Here is a 16,400-nt window from a genome sequence, read left to right as displayed (position 1 = left end):
TTGGCGATTTCCGCCGCCGGGACACTCGGGGTCGCCGCCGGATAGTTTCGCTATGAACCCATTGGGCGCGGTATGCGACCGCCTCCGGTTCTGATCGGTCCTGTCCCCGGCCCCGAAAGGCAAACGTGTCCCAGCTCGTCATCGAGCACGTGTTCAAGATCTTCGGTCGCAAACCGAAGGAAGGCATTCGCCGGCTTCAGGAAGGGGCCGGCCGCGCGGAACTGCGGGAGGAGGGTACGACCGCGGCGGTGATCGACGCCTCCTTCAACGTGGAGCCGGGCGAGATCTTCGTCGTCATGGGCCTGTCCGGCTCGGGCAAGTCCACCCTGCTGCGCATGCTCAACGGTCTGCTGGAGCCCACCTCGGGCAGGGTGCTGTTCGACGGCCAGGACCTCACGGGCCTGTCCGCGAAGGCCCTGCGCGACCTGCGCTCCCGCAAGATCAGCATGGTCTTCCAGCACTTCGCGCTGTTCCCGCACCGCAGCGTGCTGGAGAACGCGGCCTACGGGCTGGAGGTCCAGGGCAGGCCGGCCAGGGAGCGCGCGGAGAAGGCGGCCGAGGCGCTGGCACTGGTCGGCCTGGACGGCTGGGAGAACTCCTGGCCGGACGAGCTGTCCGGCGGCATGCAGCAGCGGGTCGGCCTGGCCCGCGCACTCGCCACCGACGCGGACCTGCTGCTGATGGACGAGTCGTTCTCGGCGCTGGACCCGCTGATCCGCCGCGACATGCAGGACCAGTTGCTGGAACTCCAGCAGCGGCTGCACAAGACGATCGTCTTCATCACCCACGACCTCAACGAGGCCATGCGGCTGGGCGACCGTATCGCCGTGATGCGCGACGGCCGGATCGTCCAGATCGGCACCGCGGAGGACATCCTCACCGACCCGGCCAACGACTACGTGGCCAGCTTCGTGCAGGACGTCGACCGCTCCCGGGTGCTGACCGCGGCCTCGATCATGGAGGAGCCGCGGGTGATGGTCAGCCCCAACGACGGCCCGCGTGCCGCGATGCGCGCGCTGCGCACCGACCAGGCGTCCGCCGCCTTCGTGGTCGAGCGCGGCCGCAGGCTGGTCGGCACCGTCACCGAGGGGCGCGTCACCGAGGCGCTGCGGAGGACCGAGGGCACCGTCCGCGACCTGATGGACACCCACTGCCTCACCACGCACGCCGACGCGCCGCTGTCCGAACTGCTCACCCCCGCCTCGCAGACGAAGCTGCCGCTGGCGGTCGTGGACGGCGACGGCCGGCTGACCGGCGTGATCCCGCGCGTGACCCTGCTGGCCGCACTCGGCGAGAACGTCGAGGACACCGGCAGCCACCGGCTGCCGGACGCCGCCGCACTGGACGGCGGGGGGCCGCGGGACGGCGTCCCGGAGGGTGGCGGTAACGGCGACGACGGTGACATCGAGGGCAAGGAGGCCGCCCGTGCCTAGGATTCACCTCGGCAATTGGGCCGAAGACGTCGTCCGCTGGCTGACCAACCACTTCTCCTGGCTGTTCGACTTCCTGAGCACGGTCGTCAACGGCATGTACAACGGCGTCGAGTGGCTGCTCGGCGGACCGTCGCCGCTGCTGATGGCGGCCATCCTCGCGGTCATCGCGCTGTGGATGCGGGGGCTGCCCGCGGGCGTGCTTGCGTTCCTCGGCTTCGCGCTCATCGACTCGGTCGCGCAGTGGGACGAGGCGATGAAGTCGCTGTCCCTGGTGATCGTCTCCGCCGTGATCGCGCTGGTGCTCGCGGTGCCGCTGGGCATCTGGGCCGCCGGACGGCGCTCGGCGAGCGCGGTGATCCGGCCGGTGCTGGACGTGATGCAGACGCTGCCCGCGTTCGTGTACCTGATCCCCGCGATCATCTTCTTCAGCCTCGGGACGGTGCCCGCCGTCATCGCCACGATCGTCTTCGCGATGCCGGTCGGGGTCCGCATGACCGAGCTGGGCATCCGGCAGGTCGACCCCGAACTGGTCGAGGCGGCCGAGGCGTTCGGCACGCCGCCGGGACGCACGCTGCTGCGCGTGCAGCTCCCGCTGGCGCTGCCGACGATCATGGCGGGCGTCAACCAGGTCATCATGCTGGCGCTGTCGATGGTCGTCATCGGCGGCATGGTCGGCGCGGAGGGGCTCGGCTCCACCGTCTTCGGCGCGATCAGCCAGGTCGACATCGGCCTCGGCTTCGAAGGCGGCATCTCGGTGGTCATCCTGGCCATCTACCTGGACCGGATCACCGGCGCGCTGGGCGACCAGGTCTCACCGCTCGGGCGCCGCGCACTGGCGATGGCCCGATCGCGCGTCTCGACGCACGGCTTCGCGGTGCTCCGCTACCGGCCGCGCCCGGCCGTCGGCCTGTCCGCGGTGGTCATCCTCGCGCTGGTCGCGGGCGGCATCGGGGCGTTCTCCGGCAACGGCGACTCGACCGCGCCGACGACCGCGTCCACGAACGTGGGGCACGGCAAGGCGGTGAAGATCGGCTCCTTCAACTGGGACGAGTCGATCGCCTCGGCGAACCTGTGGAAGGAGGTCCTGGACGAACGCGGCTACAAGGCACAGGTCAACACCTACGACCCCGGCGCCGCGTTCACCGGCCTGGCCAGCGGCAACTTCGACTACCTCACCGACGCCTGGCTCCCCACCACCCACGCCTCCTACATGAAGCAATACGGCAAGAACTACACCGACCTCGGCACCTGGTACGACAAAACCTCCCTCGAAGTCTCCGTGCCCTCCTACGTCAAGGGCATCAAGACCATGGCCGACCTCAAGGGCAAAGCCTCCGAATTCGACGGAAAGATCATCGGCATCGAACCCGGCGCCGGCGAGATGAAACTCCTCAACAGCACCGTCCTGCCCGGCTACGGACTCGACAAGGAATACAAACTCGTCGCCAGCTCCACCGCCGGCATGCTCGCCGAACTCAAACGCGACTACGCCCAGCACAAACCCGTCGCCGTCGTCCTCTGGTCCCCCCACTGGGCCTACAGCACCTACCAGATGACCAAACTCACCGACCCCAAGGGCCTGTGGGGCCCCGGCGACTCCATCCACAACATCGCCAACAAAACCAGCGCCACCCAACTCCCCCAGGTCAGCACCTGGATGAAGAACTCCCACATGACCGAACCCCAACTCAGCTCCCTCGAAGCCGACATCCAAGCCGCCGGACAAGGCAACACCACAGCCGGCGTCAAGAAGTGGATGAAGGCCAACCCGGGCACGGTCGACAAGATGGCGCCGGTCGCCAGCTGACACCACCGGGCCGCCGCGCACGGAAGGGCGAGGGGCAGGGGACACGCGCAGGCGTGTCCCCTGCCCCTCGCCCGTTCACGCTCCGCACATCCATGGCCAAGGCCGAGCCCGGGTCGCCCTTCCCGATGCGCCCCGCGCCGCTACGACAAGTCGTCCGGAGCGTGCGGCCTTAAAATGGTGCCTATGCGCACAAAGGACGCGTAGCGGACCAGGTCGGGCGTTCTGCCGTCCCCGGGTCCCCGCCTCCTTCCCGTAGTCGTCGAGCGCAAAGGACCCACCATGCCCTTCACCACCGCGAAGGACGGCAACCCGATCTTCTACAAGGACTGGGGATCGGGTCAGCCCGTCGTCTTCAGCCACGGCTGGCCGCTGACCGCCGATGCCTGGGACCCCCAACTCCAACTGGTCGCGGACCACGGCTTCCGCGCCATCGCCCACGACCGGCGCGGCGGCGGGCGCTCCGGGCAGACCTGGGACGGCAACGACCTGGACACCTACGCCGACGACCTGGCCGCGCTGATCGAGGCCCTCGACCTGCGGGACGTGGTCCTGGTCGGCCACTCGACGGGCGGCGGCGAAGTGGCCCGCTACATCGGCCGCCACGGCACGGACCGGGTCGCCAAGGCGGTGCTCCAGAGCGCGATCCCGCCGCTGATGCTCAAGACGGAGGCGAACCCCAAGGGCCTGCCGCTGGAGGTGTTCGACCAGATCCGGGCCGGTGTCGCCGCCGACCGCTCGCAGTTCTACCAGGACCTGAGCGAGGCCTTCTACGGCGCCAACCGCCCCGGCAACAAGGTCTCCGAGGGCATCCGCGACGCGTTCTGGCTGTGGAGCATGACGGTGGGGATCAAGGGCGCCTACGACTGCGTGAAGGCCTTCTCGGAGACCGACACCACCGAGGACCTGCGGCGGTTCGACATCCCGACGTTGATCGTGCACGGCGACGACGACCAGATCGTGCCGATCGTGGCGGCCGCCGAGAATTCCGCCAAGATCGTCAAGGACGCCACCCTGAAGGTCTATCCGGGAGCCCCGCACGGCCTCGCGATGGTCGCCCCGTACAACGAGACCTTCAACAAGGACCTGCTCGACTTCCTCCGGTCCTGAGCCCCCGGCCGCCCGTGACAGGTCGCCGACGACGCGATGGCGATTCCCGATCACTGGCGGATACTGGGAGACATGCGCCGGCTTCAGGTGGCACCGAGGAGGGTCCGGGATCCCGGCGGGACCCGGACCTGCCACCGCAGCCCGCACCGAGCCGGCGACGTCACCGCCCGAGGCCGGTACGGCCCGCCGAGGGCCTCCGAGATCACACCCCAGATACGGGCCCTGACCTGCGGATGAGCAGGCAGTGCCCTGGCCGCTAGCCTGGCGAGGAGATTCCCGTGAAGATGCTGATCAACGTACCGGAGAACGTGGTCCCGGACGCACTGCGGGGGTTCGCGGCGGTGCACACCGATCTGACCGTCGACGTCGAGCGCCGGGTGATCGTACGCCGCGGGGCGCCGTACGACGGGCAGGTCGGACTGGTCTCGGGCGGCGGCTCGGGGCACGAGCCGCTGCACGGCGGCTTCGTCGGGCGCGGCATGCTGACGGCGGCCTGCCCGGGCGAGGTCTTCACCTCGCCAGTGCCCGATCAGATGGTGCGGGCCGCGGCGGCGGTGGACAGCGGCGCGGGCGTGCTGTTCATCGTGAAGAACTACACCGGTGACGTGCTGAACTTCGACATGGCCGCCGAACTCGCCGAGGACGAGGGCGTGCAGGTGGCCAAGGTGCTCGTGAACGACGACGTGGCGGTGACCGACAGTCTGTACACCGCCGGCCGGCGCGGCACCGGGGCGACCCTCTTCGTCGAGAAGCTGGCCGGTGCGGCGGCCGACGAGGGCGCTCCCCTGGACCGGGTGGCCGGCATCGCCCGCCGGGTCAACGAGGCGTCCCGGAGCTTCGGGGTGGCGCTGAGCGCGTGCAGCACCCCGGCCAAGGGCGGGCCGACGTTCGACCTGCCAGAGGGCGAGTTGGAGCTGGGCGTGGGCATCCACGGCGAGCCGGGCCGGGAGCGCCGCGCGATGATGACCTCGGGCGAGATCGCCGACGTGTCCGTGGACGCGGTCGTGGACGACCTGCAGCCCGACGCGCCGGTGCTGCTGCTGGTCAACGGGATGGGCGCGACCCCCCTGTTGGAGTTGTACGGCTTCGCGGCAGAGGTGCACCGGGCGATGGGCGCCCGGAAGGTCTCGGTGGCCCGTACCCTCGTCGGCAACTACGTGACCTCGCTCGACATGGCGGGCGCCTCGGTGACGATCTGCCAGGCCGACGAGGAGCTGCTGCGGCTGTGGGACGCGCCCGTGTCGACCCCGGCGCTGCGCTGGGGCTGCTGACCGCGGCGACCGGCCGCCGCCCGGATCGCGGGCGCACCCACCGCGTACGGTGGCGCTTCGACCAACCGTGGAAAGGCACCGCATGAACGCCGTCCCCGACCTGCCCGCCGACATAGACGCGGCCCTGCTGCTCCGATGGCTCGACGCGGTGACGTCCGTGATCGAGCAAGAGGCGGACCATCTCACCCAGTTGGACTCCCCCATCGGCGACGCCGACCACGGCGCCAACATGCGGCGCGGCTTCCGCGCGGCGCGCACCGCCCTGGAGCAGGAACCGCCGGACACGCCCGGCGCGGTGCTGGTCGCGATCGGCCGCCAGCTCATCAGCACGGTCGGCGGCGCGTCCGGCCCGCTGTACGGCACGCTGCTGCGGCGGGCCGGCAAGGCGCTCGGCGACGCGCCGGCGGTGACGGCGGCGGAACTGCGCGACGGGCTCAGGGCCGGGGTCGACGGCTTGGTGCAACTCGGCGGCGCCAAGCTCGAGGACAAGACGATGGTGGACGCGCTGCTGCCCGCGCTCGACGCCTTCACGGCGGCCCTGGACGCGGGCGGCGGCACCGAGCAGGCCGTCACGGCGGCGGCGTCGGCCGCGGAGGAGGGCGCCACCGCGACGACCCCGCTGCGGGCCCGCAAGGGCCGGGCCAGTTATCTGGGCGACCGGAGCATCGGCCACCAGGACCCGGGCGCGACCTCGTCGGCTCTGCTGCTCACCACGCTCGCCGACACCGTACGGAAGGCGTCCTCCTCATGACCGCGCCCGCGCAGGGCACCGGCGGCGACGACGCCGAGCGGCTGGTCGGGATCGTGCTGGTCTCGCACAGCGCCGCGGCCGCGAACGCCGTCGCCGACCTCGCTGCCTCGCTGAGCGGCAGCGCCAAGGTGCCGCTGGAGCCCGCCGGCGGCGGCCCCGACGGTGGGCTGGGCACCAGCTCCGACCTGATCGCCTCGGCCGCGCGGACCGTCGACCGCGGCGCGGGGATAGCGGTCCTCGCCGACATCGGCAGCGCGGTGCTGACGGTGAAGGCCCTGCTCGCCGACGACGAACTCCCGGCCGGCGCACGGCTGATCGACGCGCCGTTCCTGGAGGGCGCGGTCGCCGCCGTCGTCACCGCGTCCACCGGCGCCGACATCGACGCGGTGGCGGCTGCCGCCGGTGAGGCGTACATCTACCGCAAGGTGTGAGCGGCCCCGTCCCTCGCGCCCCCGGGAGAAGGGCGCGAGGGACAGGCACGCGGTGCTCAGGCTCAGGGCTCAGGGGCACCCTCGCAGCAGGTTGCGGACCATCCGGCAGGTGAGGTCGGACGGCGGGTGCACCCCTATCCGCTCGGCGGTGCGGCGGATCCGTCCGTTCCCGGCCTGGGCCGGCTCGTAGCACCCCGAGTCGAGCAGGGCGATGGTCAGCCGCATGCTCTTCAGGCGGCGGTTGTGGGAGACGTACCACTCGCGGGGCAACCCCGCGGGCAGCGGCTTCTTCGGCAGTGCGACCACGGGCACGGATGCGTTTCGGCGTGTTTTCAGGGGCAGTACGGCAGCGGCCATCGGCTTCCTCCTGAGGCGTCGGCCAACCCTCTCGAACACTCTCGATTTTACCGCCAAGCACTGACAAAGAGCCCTGGCCAGACGGCTGTTCGGGGCGGATCCGCGAACGATCCGACGGTCCGTCAGCAGTCACCCCGCCCTGCCGTGCGCGCGCCGGCAGCGGCACCGGCGCGCGCCCGATGTCAGCCCTGCGCGGGCGCTGCCGCCGCCGCCCCGTCCGCCGCCGCGCCCGCCCCGTCCGCCTCCGCCGCCTCGACCTCCTCCTGGCTCAGCGGCACGCCGTGCGGGTTCGCCGACTCCCCCTCGAACCTCCGCACGAACAGGCAGGAGAGCGCGCCCAGCGCCAGCACGCCGGCCGCCACCAGCAACGTCGGCCGCATCGCGTCGATGAAGGCGTGCCCGAAGACCGCGTCGGCCGTCTCCTGGAGGCGGTGCGCCTGGGCGGCCGGGACGCCGGCCGGAAGCTTCGTCCCGGAGGAGCCGCCGGCCACGTCGAGGTGCTTGCCCGCCTGGTCGAAGCCCTGCTCGAAGCGGTCGCGGAAGGCGGGCGGCACCGCACCGGCCCTCCGATGCGCCTGGTCCTCGAGCGAGGAGGCGAGCCGGCCCTGCAGCACCGCGCCGATGACCGCCGCCCCCAGCACCGAACCGACCTGCCGCAGCGCGTTGTTGACGCCCGACGCGGCACCGGTGAGCCGGGGCGGCACGTTGCGCATCACCTCGTTCGCCATCGGGGTGAAGGTGCAGCCCGCGCCCATGCCCATGACGACCAGCGGCACCGCCACGGGCAGCCAGCCCCCGCCGACCTTCGCCACCGCGGCGATCCACACCAGGCCGCCGCCGAACAGCACCAGACCGGTGAACAGGATCCACCTGCCGCCGAGCCGGGCGGTGAGCACGCTGGCCGGGCCCGCCGTCGCGAACGTCCCGATCGACAGCGCGATCAGCACCACGCCGGCCTTCAGGGCGCTGAAGCCCAGCACGGACTGGAGGTAGACGGTGATCGGCAGGAACAGGCCGACCAGGCCGAAGGAGATGGCGATGCCGACCACGTTCATCAGGCTGAAGTTGCGGTCCGCGAAGAGCGAGAACGGCACCAGCGGCTCCCCGGCCTGACGGCCGCGCTGGTGCAGCAGGAAGACCGCGCCGACCGCGGCGGAGCCGCCGATCATGGCCCAGATCCAGCCGTTCCACGCGTACTTCTGACCCTCGATCAGGCCGAAGGAGAGCAGGAACAGCGCGACCGTGGACAGCAGCACCCCGGTCGCGTCGAAACGGTGCGCGACAGTACGCCTGGGCGCCGGGACCAGCACGATCGCCCCCACCACGGCGAGAACGCCCAGCGGCACGTTCACGAAGAAGATCCACCGCCAGTCCAGCCGGGTGACCAGCAGCCCGCCGACCGAGGGACCCGCGGCGCCGGACACGCCCGCGACCACGCCCCAGATGCCGAGCGCCGCCCCCCGCTTCCCGGCCGGGAAGACGTCCACCACCAGCGACAGGGTCTGCGGCAGCAGCATCGCCGCGCCGAGGCCCTGCACGGCGCGGAACGTGATCAGCTCGGTCGGGTTCTGCGAGAGCCCGCAGGCGAGGCTGGCGAGCGTGAAGAGCGCCACCCCGTAGATGAAGAGGTTCTTCTTGCCGCGCAGGTCGCCGAGCCGCCCCGCGGTGATCATCAGCACCGCCAGCGCCAGGGTGTAGGCGTTGGTGATCCACAGGATCTGGTCGAGCGAGGCGCCCAGGTGGTCCACCATGTCCGGGATCGCGATGTTCACGATCGTCAGGTCGAGCAGGGTCATGAAGAACCCGATGGACAGCACCATCAGGATCGCCCACGGGTTGCCCCGCAACTTGTTCACGTTCGTCTCCTCCTTGCCGCGTTCCGATGCCCCTGAGAGGGCGAAGCGCGGGAAGGTGTGACACGTGCGGAGCGGGGGGCCGGTGCAGGTGCTGGGTCAGGTGCGGAGGCTACGGCGCCTGGTAGCCCTCGTCGCCGAGGCCGGGCGGGGTCGCGGGCGCGAACCACGTCGGGTCGTCCCGCAGTGCCGACTCGATCCGGCCGCGGGCGATCGGCCCGAGCGGCGGCAGCTCGTCCAGGGCGAACCAGCGCACGTCCAGCGACTCGTCGTCGTTGACCCGGGCCTCGCCGCCGAGCGCCCGGCAGCGCAGCACGATGTCGATGTACTGCGCGTGGTCGCCGTTGTCGTAGGTCACGGGCTCGTTGGTGAAGACGCTGAGCACCCGCTGCACCACCGCGGACACCCCGGTCTCCTCGTGGATCTCCCGCACGGCCGCCTCGGCCGGCTGCTCACCCGGGTCGGGGATGCCGCTGATCAGTGCCCACCGCCCGGTGTCCGTGCGGCGGTTGAGGAGCACCCGGCCGCGGTCGTCGAAGACCACCATGACCACACCGGGCATCAGGAGCAGGGTGTCGCCGGCCTTCGCGCGGATGTCCTGGATGAACTTGGGAGTCGCCATGCCCCGAGCCTACGAGAAGAAAGGTGAACGCCACATCAGCACCAGACTTCACAAGCTGGAACGGCTTCCTGTGTGACGTATCCCCAGGGCGGCCGCCAGCGGTTACCGTGATCCGAACAGCAGCGCCCACGCGGGGAACGCGGGCCCGGCGGCACCCCGTCGTGTCCGGGGTGGCGGCAGGGGGTACCGGGGCATGGACACGACGGCCGGCGGCGCGCCCGAAGCGGCGCGAACCGCCCGCGCGGCGGCAGGGGGCGGTACGCCGGGCGGCGACGGGGACGACGGGCGCGACGGACCCGACGACGGTGGTACGGACGGCGCGGGGCGGCGGGACGCGGGTCCGCGCAGCGTGCGTCTGGGCAGCGTGGGCCTCGCAGCTGCGGATCTCGGGGGTCCCGGCGGCTGGGATCTCGCGGGTCCCGGCGGTGCGGACGGAAGCGTCGACGGCGAGCGGTCCGCGCCGCCGTCGCGACCGCCGTCCGGCGGCGGTGCGGTGGACGTGGCCGGGATGGTGGTGCTGGCCTGCTGCGCGGTGTGGGTGATGGTCTGCGCCGCGGGGCGCGAGGCCAGGCCCGAGGGGATGATGCTGGCGCTGCTGGCGATCACCGCCGGGTACGCGGCGGGGCGGATCCTGGGCGCGCTGCTGCCCACGGTGACCCTCGCGGCAGGCGCGGTGACGGTCCTGGCGCTGGTGCTGGGCCCGGGGCACCGGCTGTCGGGCGTCAGGGCCGCACCACCGCTGGGCTACCCGAACGCGGACGCCGCGCTGCTCGTCCTTGCCGCCGGTGCGGCGTGCTGCGCGGCGTGGGGCGTGACCCGGGCGGTGTGGGGCCTCCCGCCCGCGGTGTGGCGGGCACTGCTGCGGCTGCTGGCGACGGCGGCCGCGGTGACCGCTCTGGCCCTCGGCTCGGCGGCAGCCTTCGCCGCGGGGGTGGCGGTCGTGCTGTGCTCGCTGGCCGCCGGGCGCATGCCGCACCGGCTGCTCGGGCTGCTCGGTTTCGCGCTGGCGGCGGCGCTGGCGGTCGGCGGGAGCTACGCGGTCGCGGCCGACAGCCTCCCCGGCGGGCTGTCGGAGTCCCTGACCGGGCAGCTCACCCAGCCGCGGGTCGCGCTCTGGCACCAGGCTCTGGACCTCGCCGAACGCCATCCGCTGCGCGGGGTGGGCCCGGACCGCTTCTCCGAGGAGGGCCCCCCGCTGCCCACCGACACCCCCACCGCCGAGACCCCGCAGTCCGCGCCCTTCCAGCTCGCGGCGGAGCAGGGCGCGCCGGGCGTGGCGCTGCTCGGCGGCGCGTACGTGTGGACGCTGTGCGCGCTGTGGCGCTCCCCGCGCTCGACGCCGGCGGTACTGACCGCGGGCGCGGCCCTGACCGGGCTCGGGCTGCTGGCCACCGTCGACCACGTGCTCAGCTACACGGCGGTCACGGCTGCCGCGGGGCTGCTGGCGGGACTGGTCACGTCGCGTCCTCTTCCGGCGCAGGTGCCTGCTCCCGCGCCGCACCAACGCGCCGGGCAGGGGTCGGGCCGCTGACCGGCCGCAGAGCCGGCGGTCAGCGCGGGCCGGGGCCGTTCTGGTCGCGCGGTGCCGCCTTGAGGCCGAGCAGTTCGCGGATGGTGCGCACGGCGCCCTCCGCGTCGTCGACGGTGACCGTGAACCACCGGCCGCCGCCGAGGTCGATGACGATGCCGGGGCCGCGGCGCACCACGACGGCCGTACCCTTCTCCGGCAGCCAGCGGTAGCCCCAGCCGCCCCAGGAGCGCGGGCTGATCAACGGGGCCAGGCGGGCGCCGCTGACCTCCTCCATGGGGATCCGGCGGCGGGGCACCCCGATGTGGCCGCAGCGCACCTGGACCGCCTCGCGGTCGACGCGCACGTGCACATGCGTGAAGGCCACGGTGCCGAACAGCACGAGCAGCCCGACCGCGAGGCACCCGACCACGGACATCACCAGCGGGGCCAGGCTCACGGCGGGACCGGGGCCCTCCACCGCGAGCGAGATGCCGAGCGCCAGGCAGGCGGCGCCCACGGCAGCGAGTACCCACTGCATACGGTTGCTGGCCCGGCCCGTCCACACCTGGGACGCGCCGGCCTCCGGCCGGGGGGCGTGCGTCATGGTGGCAGCGTACTCATCCGCGGAGCCCGTGGCACCGTACCGGCATCAAGCCGTGGCGGGTGTCACGGCGAGGCCCGCGCCCTCCGGGTAGGCGAGGGCGGCGGCCGGAAGGGACTCGGACCGGCCGCTGAGGAGGACCGCGAGGGTGCCGCCACCCGGGGTCGCGGGCACCCTGCGCAGGGCCTGCGCGGCCACGGCGTCGGCGGAGCAGAGGAGTTCGGCGCCGGGTACGGCGGCGGAGATGCGGTCGACGACGAGTTCGTAATGGGTGCATCCCAGGACGACGGCACTGACATCCGCCGGCGTGCGGGTCGCGGCGACGGCGATCGCGGCGGCGATGGCGTCCGGGTCGGCGTGCTGCACCGCGTCGGCCAGCCCGGGGCAGGCGACCTCCGTGATCCCGGCGCCGTTGCCGAACTCGGCGATCAGGCCGCGCTGGTAGCTGCTGCCGGTCGTCGCCGGGGTGGCCCAGATCGCCACCTTGCGGTGGGCCGCGGCGGCGGGCTTGATCGCCGGTACGGTGCCCACGATCGGCAGCCCCGGCTCGAACGCGGCCCGAAGCGCCGGCAGCGCGTGCACCGACGCGGTGTTGCACGCCACGATCAGCCCGTCCAGCCCGTGCGCGGCGGCGGCGCGGGTGCACTCCAGCGCTCGGCGCGTCACGTCCTCGGCCGATCTCGGGCCCCACGGCATGCCGTCCGGGTCCGACGAGAGCACCAGGTCCGCGTCCGGGCGCAGCCGCCGCACGGCGGCCGCCGCCGCCAGCAGCCCGATCCCCGAGTCCATCAGCCCGATCTTCACGGCACCACTCTAAGCGGTCCCCCGAGGGGCGCCCTCGGCCGCGACACGGCCGCAACACGCCGGTCGGCGCGGTGGCGGGCGGCGGTGGGGGCGGGCGGGAGCGTGTCGGGCAGACTGCGGGGGTGAGCGTGATGACTGGGGTCGCAGGGGTGTCACTGGTGGCGTGGGTGTGGCTGCTGGCGGGCCAGGGGGGGTTCTGGCGGACGGACGTACGGCTGCCGCGCACCGGCGGGGGCGAGGCCGTGGACGCCTGGCCGGACGTCGCCGTGGTGGTGCCGGCGCGGGACGAGGCGGAGGTGATCGGGCGCAGCCTCGCCTCGCTGCTGGCGCAGGAGTACCCCGGCCGCGCGGAGATCTTCCTCGTCGACGACGGGAGCACCGACGGGACGGGCGAGCTGGCACGGGAGTTGGGGGCGCGGCCGGGGTCGCTGCCGCTGACCGTGACCTCGCCGGGCGAGCCGCCCCAGGGGTGGACGGGCAAGCTGTGGGCGGTCCGGCACGGGATGGCGCTGGCCCGGGAGCGGACGGGCGCGGAGTACTTCCTGCTGACCGACGCGGACATCGCGCACCGCGAGGGCAGTCTGCGGGCGCTGGTGGAGGCCGCGGTCGGGAACGACCTGGACATGGTCTCGCAGATGGCCCGGCTGCGGGTGGAGACCGGCTGGGAGCGGCTGATCGTCCCCGCGTTCGTGTACTTCTTCGCGCAGCTCTACCCCTTCCGCTGGATCAACCGGCCCCGCGGCCGGACGGCGGCCGCGGCCGGGGGCTGCGTCCTGCTGCGCGCGTCCGCGGCGAAGGCCGCCGACGTCCCGGACGCGATCCGGCAGTCGGTGATCGACGACGTGGCACTCGCGCGGGCGGTGAAGCGCTCGGGCGGCCGGATCTGGCTGGGCCTGGCCGAGCGGGTGGACAGCGTGCGCCCGTACCCGGACCTGGCCGAGCTGTGGCGGATGGTGGCGCGCAGCGCGTACGCCCAGCTGCGGCACAACCCGCTGGTGCTGGCCGGCACGGTGCTGGGGCTGGCCCTGATCTACCTGGTGCCGCCGGTCGCGGCGATCGGCGGGGCGGTCGCGGGGGCGTGGCCGCTGTGCGTTCTGGGCGCGGCGGCGTGGGCGCTGATGGCGGGCACCTACCTGCCGATGCTGCGGTACTACGGGCAGCCGTGGGCGCTGGCGCCGCTGCTGCCGTACACCGCGGCGCTGTACCTGCTGATGACGGTGGACTCGGCGATCGAGCACTACCGCGGGCGGGGCGCGGCGTGGAAGGGCCGGACGTACGCGAAGCCGGACGCGTCGGTGTGACCCGTATCGGCCGCCGGCCCGGGTCCGGCGGCCGGTACGGGGTCCATCGTGCGGGCGGTGTCCCTCTCCGCCGTGCTGACGCCGGGCCGTACCGCGCCGGCCGGCGGGCGGGGTGACGGGGTCCGCGGCCCCCGCACCCTCCCCTGCGCGCAGCGTCATCGGCGGCCCCTCGCGCTCCCCTGCCCCGCGCACCCGGACCGCCGGTAACCCCCGGCGGCGCACGGCTTTTACCTGATCAGATCATGAGTTGCTGACCGATTTTCGCGGATTCGCTCATATTGGGGAACGGAGGTCACTCACTGCACGCAAAACAACCATCCAATCGGACTCCCCAACGACCACATCGTGGGCTTAACTTATGGCTCATGACCACCCCCCGCGGTTCGTACGGTGGCGGCTACGGCAGCTACTACCCTTCGTCTGCGTCCTTCCCGGACACCCCGATCTACGACAGCCTCGTGGCCGAGCGAGGCACCCCGCAGATCGCCCCCATCCGCGTGCCCGCGCCGTACCCCTCGTACGACTCCGGCGGCTACAACTCCTTTGGCGGCGGCGGGAATCTGCCCGCGCTGCCCGCCGCCCTCCCCGCCCTGCCGGCCGGCCCTTCGGCCCAGCCGATGAGCCCGGTGGGACAGATGGGACAGGTCGGGCAGATGGGGCAGCAGCACCCCCAGCCGATGCAGAACGGCTACCCGGCAGCCGGGTACCCGCAGCAGCCCGCGGCGTACACGCCCCAGCAGGCCGCCGCGCAGCGCCCGGCGTACACCAACGGCTACGGCAACGGCAACGGCAACGGCGGGGGCTACCCCGCGCAGCCGCAGCAGCAGTCGCCGAACGGCTACCAGACGGCCCGCCCGGCGCCGCCGCGCCCGATGGCTCCGCGCCAGGGGCCCGCCGGGCACCCGGAGGAGAACTACCAGCGCCGCAACCTCGGCCTCGGGGTGCCGCCGGCGCAGCAGGGCGGCGGGTACTACCAGGGCTGACCTGCGGGCGGCGCCCGGCACGATGGCACGATGGCGGAGTGACGACATCGATCCTCCCTGCCCTGCCGACCGTCGGCGCGCTGCACGTCTATCCGGTCAAGTCGCTGCGTGCGACCAGCACGCCGACGGCGGTCGTGGAGCCGTGGGGGCTCGCGGGGGACCGCCGCTGGATGCTGGTCGACGCCGCCACCGGCAAGGCGGTCACGCAACGCGAGGACCCGCGGCTGGCACTGCTGCACACCGCGCTGACCGGCGGCGGCGGGCTGCGCGTGACCGCGCCCGGCCGTGACCCGCTCGACGTGGCGGTGCCGGCGCACGCACCGCTGGAGACCGCCCGGATCTTCTCCGGGCAGGTCGAGGTGCGGCCCGCGGACGAGCCGGCCTGCGCGTGGTTCAGCGATCACCTCGGCAGCCCGGTGCGGCTGGTCCACCTGGACCGGCCGGAACTGCGCCGGCCGATCGACCCCGACTACGCCGGGCCCGGCGAGACCGTCAGCTTCGCCGACGGCTTCCCGCTGCTGGTCACCACCACCGCGTCGCTGGACGCCCTCAACCATCTGATCGCCGGGGGCGATCGGCCGCACGAGGGCCCGCTGCCGATGGACCGGTTCCGCCCCAACGCGGTGATCGACGGCACCGCGCCCTGGGCCGAGGACGGCTGGCGGCGGATACGCATCGGCGAGGTCGTCTTCCGGGTGCCCAAGGACTGCGCGCGCTGCGTGGTCACCACCACGGACCAGGCCACCGGCAGGCGCGGCCAGGAGCCGCTGCGCACCCTCGCCCGGCACCGCAACTTCGGCGCCCGGCTGGTTTTCGGCCAGAATCTCGTACCCGAGACCTCAGGAACCCTGCACGTCGGCGATCCGTTGACCGTGATGGAGTGATGATTCCGCTCACCCGTCCGCGCCCCCCGCGGGCGGGCCGTGCATGAATCGCACCGGTTGCGGTAGTTGATGGGTGTGAAGGGGGTGGCCGTCGATGAGGGGTCGCAAGAGGCTCACGAGGCGCGGCTGGCGGTGGCGGCGCAATCCGCTGCGCCGGCGCACCGACGTGGTCGAGTCGTGGCTGGCACTGGTGACCGCCGCCCTGTTCTGCGCGCTGCCGCTGCTCGGCTGGTGGGCGGAGCGGTCGGTGGACCGCACCCTGCGGCACGAAGTGGCCACCGAGCACGCCCAGCGCACCCTGGTGTCGGCGACCCTCGCCCATCCCAAGGACTCCGGCTCGGCGACCCGCCCCGCCGAGGTGCTGCGCTGGACCGCGCCCGACCACAGCGTGCACACCGCCACGGTCTCCTCCGACCTCGAGGTCTGGCAGCGCGGCCGGATCAGCCTCTGGACGGACCACAAGGGCACCCTGGTGCCGCCGCCGCTCGACACCGTCACCGCCACCACCCACGCGGTCCTGGCCGGTGTCGCGGTCGGATCGGCCGCGGCCGGACTGCTGGTGATATCCCGCCAGTTGCTGATGTGGCGTCTGATGCTGCGTCGGATGGACTCCTGGGAGCGCGAGTGGGCCCGGGTGGACCAGGATTGGGGCCGCGCCGGCGCCGGGGGTTGACCGTCCGGCGCT

The 16,400-nt window shown here is 73.0% G+C and carries 15 protein-coding genes and 1 pseudogene; 11 read left to right on the top strand and 5 right to left on the bottom strand.

The annotated features are described in order from the left end of the window. Positions 1-125 precede the first annotated feature (125 nt). The 6 genes and pseudogenes from C4U44_RS33515 (at position 126) to C4U44_RS33490 (ending at position 6,800) form a co-directional block, all read left to right on the top strand. Positions 126-1,433 (top strand): quaternary amine ABC transporter ATP-binding protein, encoded by a 1,308-nt coding sequence (locus tag C4U44_RS33515; RefSeq protein ID WP_103889859.1) that lies wholly within the window; start codon positions 126-128, stop codon positions 1,431-1,433. Beyond that, a pseudogene (locus C4U44_RS33510) lies at positions 1,426-3,228 on the top strand (ABC transporter permease/substrate binding protein); the annotation flags it as partial. The gene C4U44_RS33515 and the pseudogene C4U44_RS33510, both read left to right, overlap by 8 nt. Positions 3,229-3,519: 291 nt before the next feature. Beyond that, positions 3,520-4,347: an alpha/beta fold hydrolase gene (locus tag C4U44_RS33505; RefSeq protein WP_103889857.1), complete on the top strand. Its 828-nt coding sequence runs from the start codon at positions 3,520-3,522 to the stop codon at positions 4,345-4,347. A gap of 278 nt (positions 4,348-4,625) precedes the next feature. Further along, positions 4,626-5,618 carry a dihydroxyacetone kinase subunit DhaK gene (gene dhaK / locus C4U44_RS33500; RefSeq protein ID WP_103889856.1) on the top strand — a complete coding sequence of 331 codons (993 nt, stop codon included), beginning with the start codon at positions 4,626-4,628 and terminating at the stop codon, positions 5,616-5,618. An 82-nt stretch (positions 5,619-5,700) separates the two neighbouring features. After that, positions 5,701-6,369 carry a dihydroxyacetone kinase subunit DhaL gene (gene dhaL / locus C4U44_RS33495; RefSeq protein ID WP_103889855.1) on the top strand — a complete coding sequence of 223 codons (669 nt, stop codon included), beginning with the start codon at positions 5,701-5,703 and terminating at the stop codon, positions 6,367-6,369. Continuing rightward, positions 6,366-6,800 (top strand): PTS-dependent dihydroxyacetone kinase phosphotransferase subunit DhaM, encoded by a 435-nt coding sequence (locus tag C4U44_RS33490; RefSeq protein WP_103889854.1) that lies wholly within the window; start codon positions 6,366-6,368, stop codon positions 6,798-6,800. The genes dhaL and C4U44_RS33490 overlap by 4 nt, the downstream gene beginning before the upstream one ends. A gap of 69 nt (positions 6,801-6,869) precedes the next feature. Here the strand turns inward: C4U44_RS33490 and C4U44_RS33485 are convergent, their stop codons facing one another. The 3 genes from C4U44_RS33485 to C4U44_RS33475 form a co-directional block, all read right to left on the bottom strand. Next, the gene (locus C4U44_RS33485; RefSeq protein WP_103889853.1) at positions 6,870-7,157 is read right to left on the bottom strand and encodes a hypothetical protein; all 288 of its coding nucleotides are present in this window, start codon (positions 7,155-7,157) and stop codon (positions 6,870-6,872) included. A 182-nt stretch (positions 7,158-7,339) separates the two neighbouring features. Beyond that, positions 7,340-9,013 (bottom strand): DHA2 family efflux MFS transporter permease subunit, encoded by a 1,674-nt coding sequence (locus tag C4U44_RS33480; protein WP_235032542.1) that lies wholly within the window; start codon positions 9,011-9,013, stop codon positions 7,340-7,342. 109 nt (positions 9,014-9,122) lie between these two features. After that, positions 9,123-9,632, bottom strand: a complete 510-nt coding sequence (locus tag C4U44_RS33475; RefSeq protein WP_103889852.1) for an NUDIX hydrolase — start codon at positions 9,630-9,632, stop codon at positions 9,123-9,125. A 193-nt stretch (positions 9,633-9,825) separates the two neighbouring features. Here C4U44_RS33475 and C4U44_RS33470 point away from each other — a divergent pair, with 193 nt between their 5' ends. Beyond that, positions 9,826-11,163 (top strand): O-antigen ligase family protein, encoded by a 1,338-nt coding sequence (locus C4U44_RS33470; RefSeq protein ID WP_235032541.1) that lies wholly within the window; start codon positions 9,826-9,828, stop codon positions 11,161-11,163. Positions 11,164-11,182: 19 nt separating this feature from the next. Here the strand turns inward: C4U44_RS33470 and C4U44_RS33465 are convergent, their stop codons facing one another. Together C4U44_RS33465 and C4U44_RS33460 are read right to left on the bottom strand one after the other, a co-directional pair. Next, positions 11,183-11,746, bottom strand: a complete 564-nt coding sequence (locus C4U44_RS33465; RefSeq protein WP_103889851.1) for a hypothetical protein — start codon at positions 11,744-11,746, stop codon at positions 11,183-11,185. 45 nt (positions 11,747-11,791) lie between these two features. Beyond that, positions 11,792-12,547 carry a glutamate racemase gene (locus C4U44_RS33460; RefSeq protein WP_103889850.1) on the bottom strand — a complete coding sequence of 252 codons (756 nt, stop codon included), beginning with the start codon at positions 12,545-12,547 and terminating at the stop codon, positions 11,792-11,794. Between the two features lie 131 nt (positions 12,548-12,678). Here C4U44_RS33460 and C4U44_RS33455 point away from each other — a divergent pair, with 131 nt between their 5' ends. The 4 genes from C4U44_RS33455 (at position 12,679) to C4U44_RS33440 (ending at position 16,388) form a co-directional block, all read left to right on the top strand. Next, on the top strand, positions 12,679-13,848 hold the full coding sequence (locus C4U44_RS33455; RefSeq protein ID WP_103889849.1) for a glycosyltransferase: 1,170 nt from the start codon (positions 12,679-12,681) through the stop codon (positions 13,846-13,848). A 365-nt stretch (positions 13,849-14,213) separates the two neighbouring features. Next, the gene (locus C4U44_RS33450; protein WP_103889848.1) at positions 14,214-14,831 is read left to right on the top strand and encodes a DUF6643 family protein; all 618 of its coding nucleotides are present in this window, start codon (positions 14,214-14,216) and stop codon (positions 14,829-14,831) included. Positions 14,832-14,869: 38 nt separating this feature from the next. Continuing rightward, on the top strand, positions 14,870-15,715 hold the full coding sequence (locus C4U44_RS33445) for an MOSC domain-containing protein (RefSeq protein WP_235032540.1): 846 nt from the start codon (positions 14,870-14,872) through the stop codon (positions 15,713-15,715). A gap of 94 nt (positions 15,716-15,809) precedes the next feature. Then, the gene (locus C4U44_RS33440) at positions 15,810-16,388 is read left to right on the top strand and encodes an Rv1733c family protein (protein ID WP_103889847.1); all 579 of its coding nucleotides are present in this window, start codon (positions 15,810-15,812) and stop codon (positions 16,386-16,388) included. The last annotated feature ends 12 nt before the right edge of the window (positions 16,389-16,400 follow it).

This window comes from Actinacidiphila yanglinensis (genome assembly GCF_900107965.1).
In the GTDB taxonomy this organism is placed as follows: domain Bacteria; phylum Actinomycetota; class Actinomycetes; order Streptomycetales; family Streptomycetaceae; genus Actinacidiphila; species Actinacidiphila yanglinensis.
This window is presented reverse-complemented; position numbering and strand designations above follow the sequence as displayed.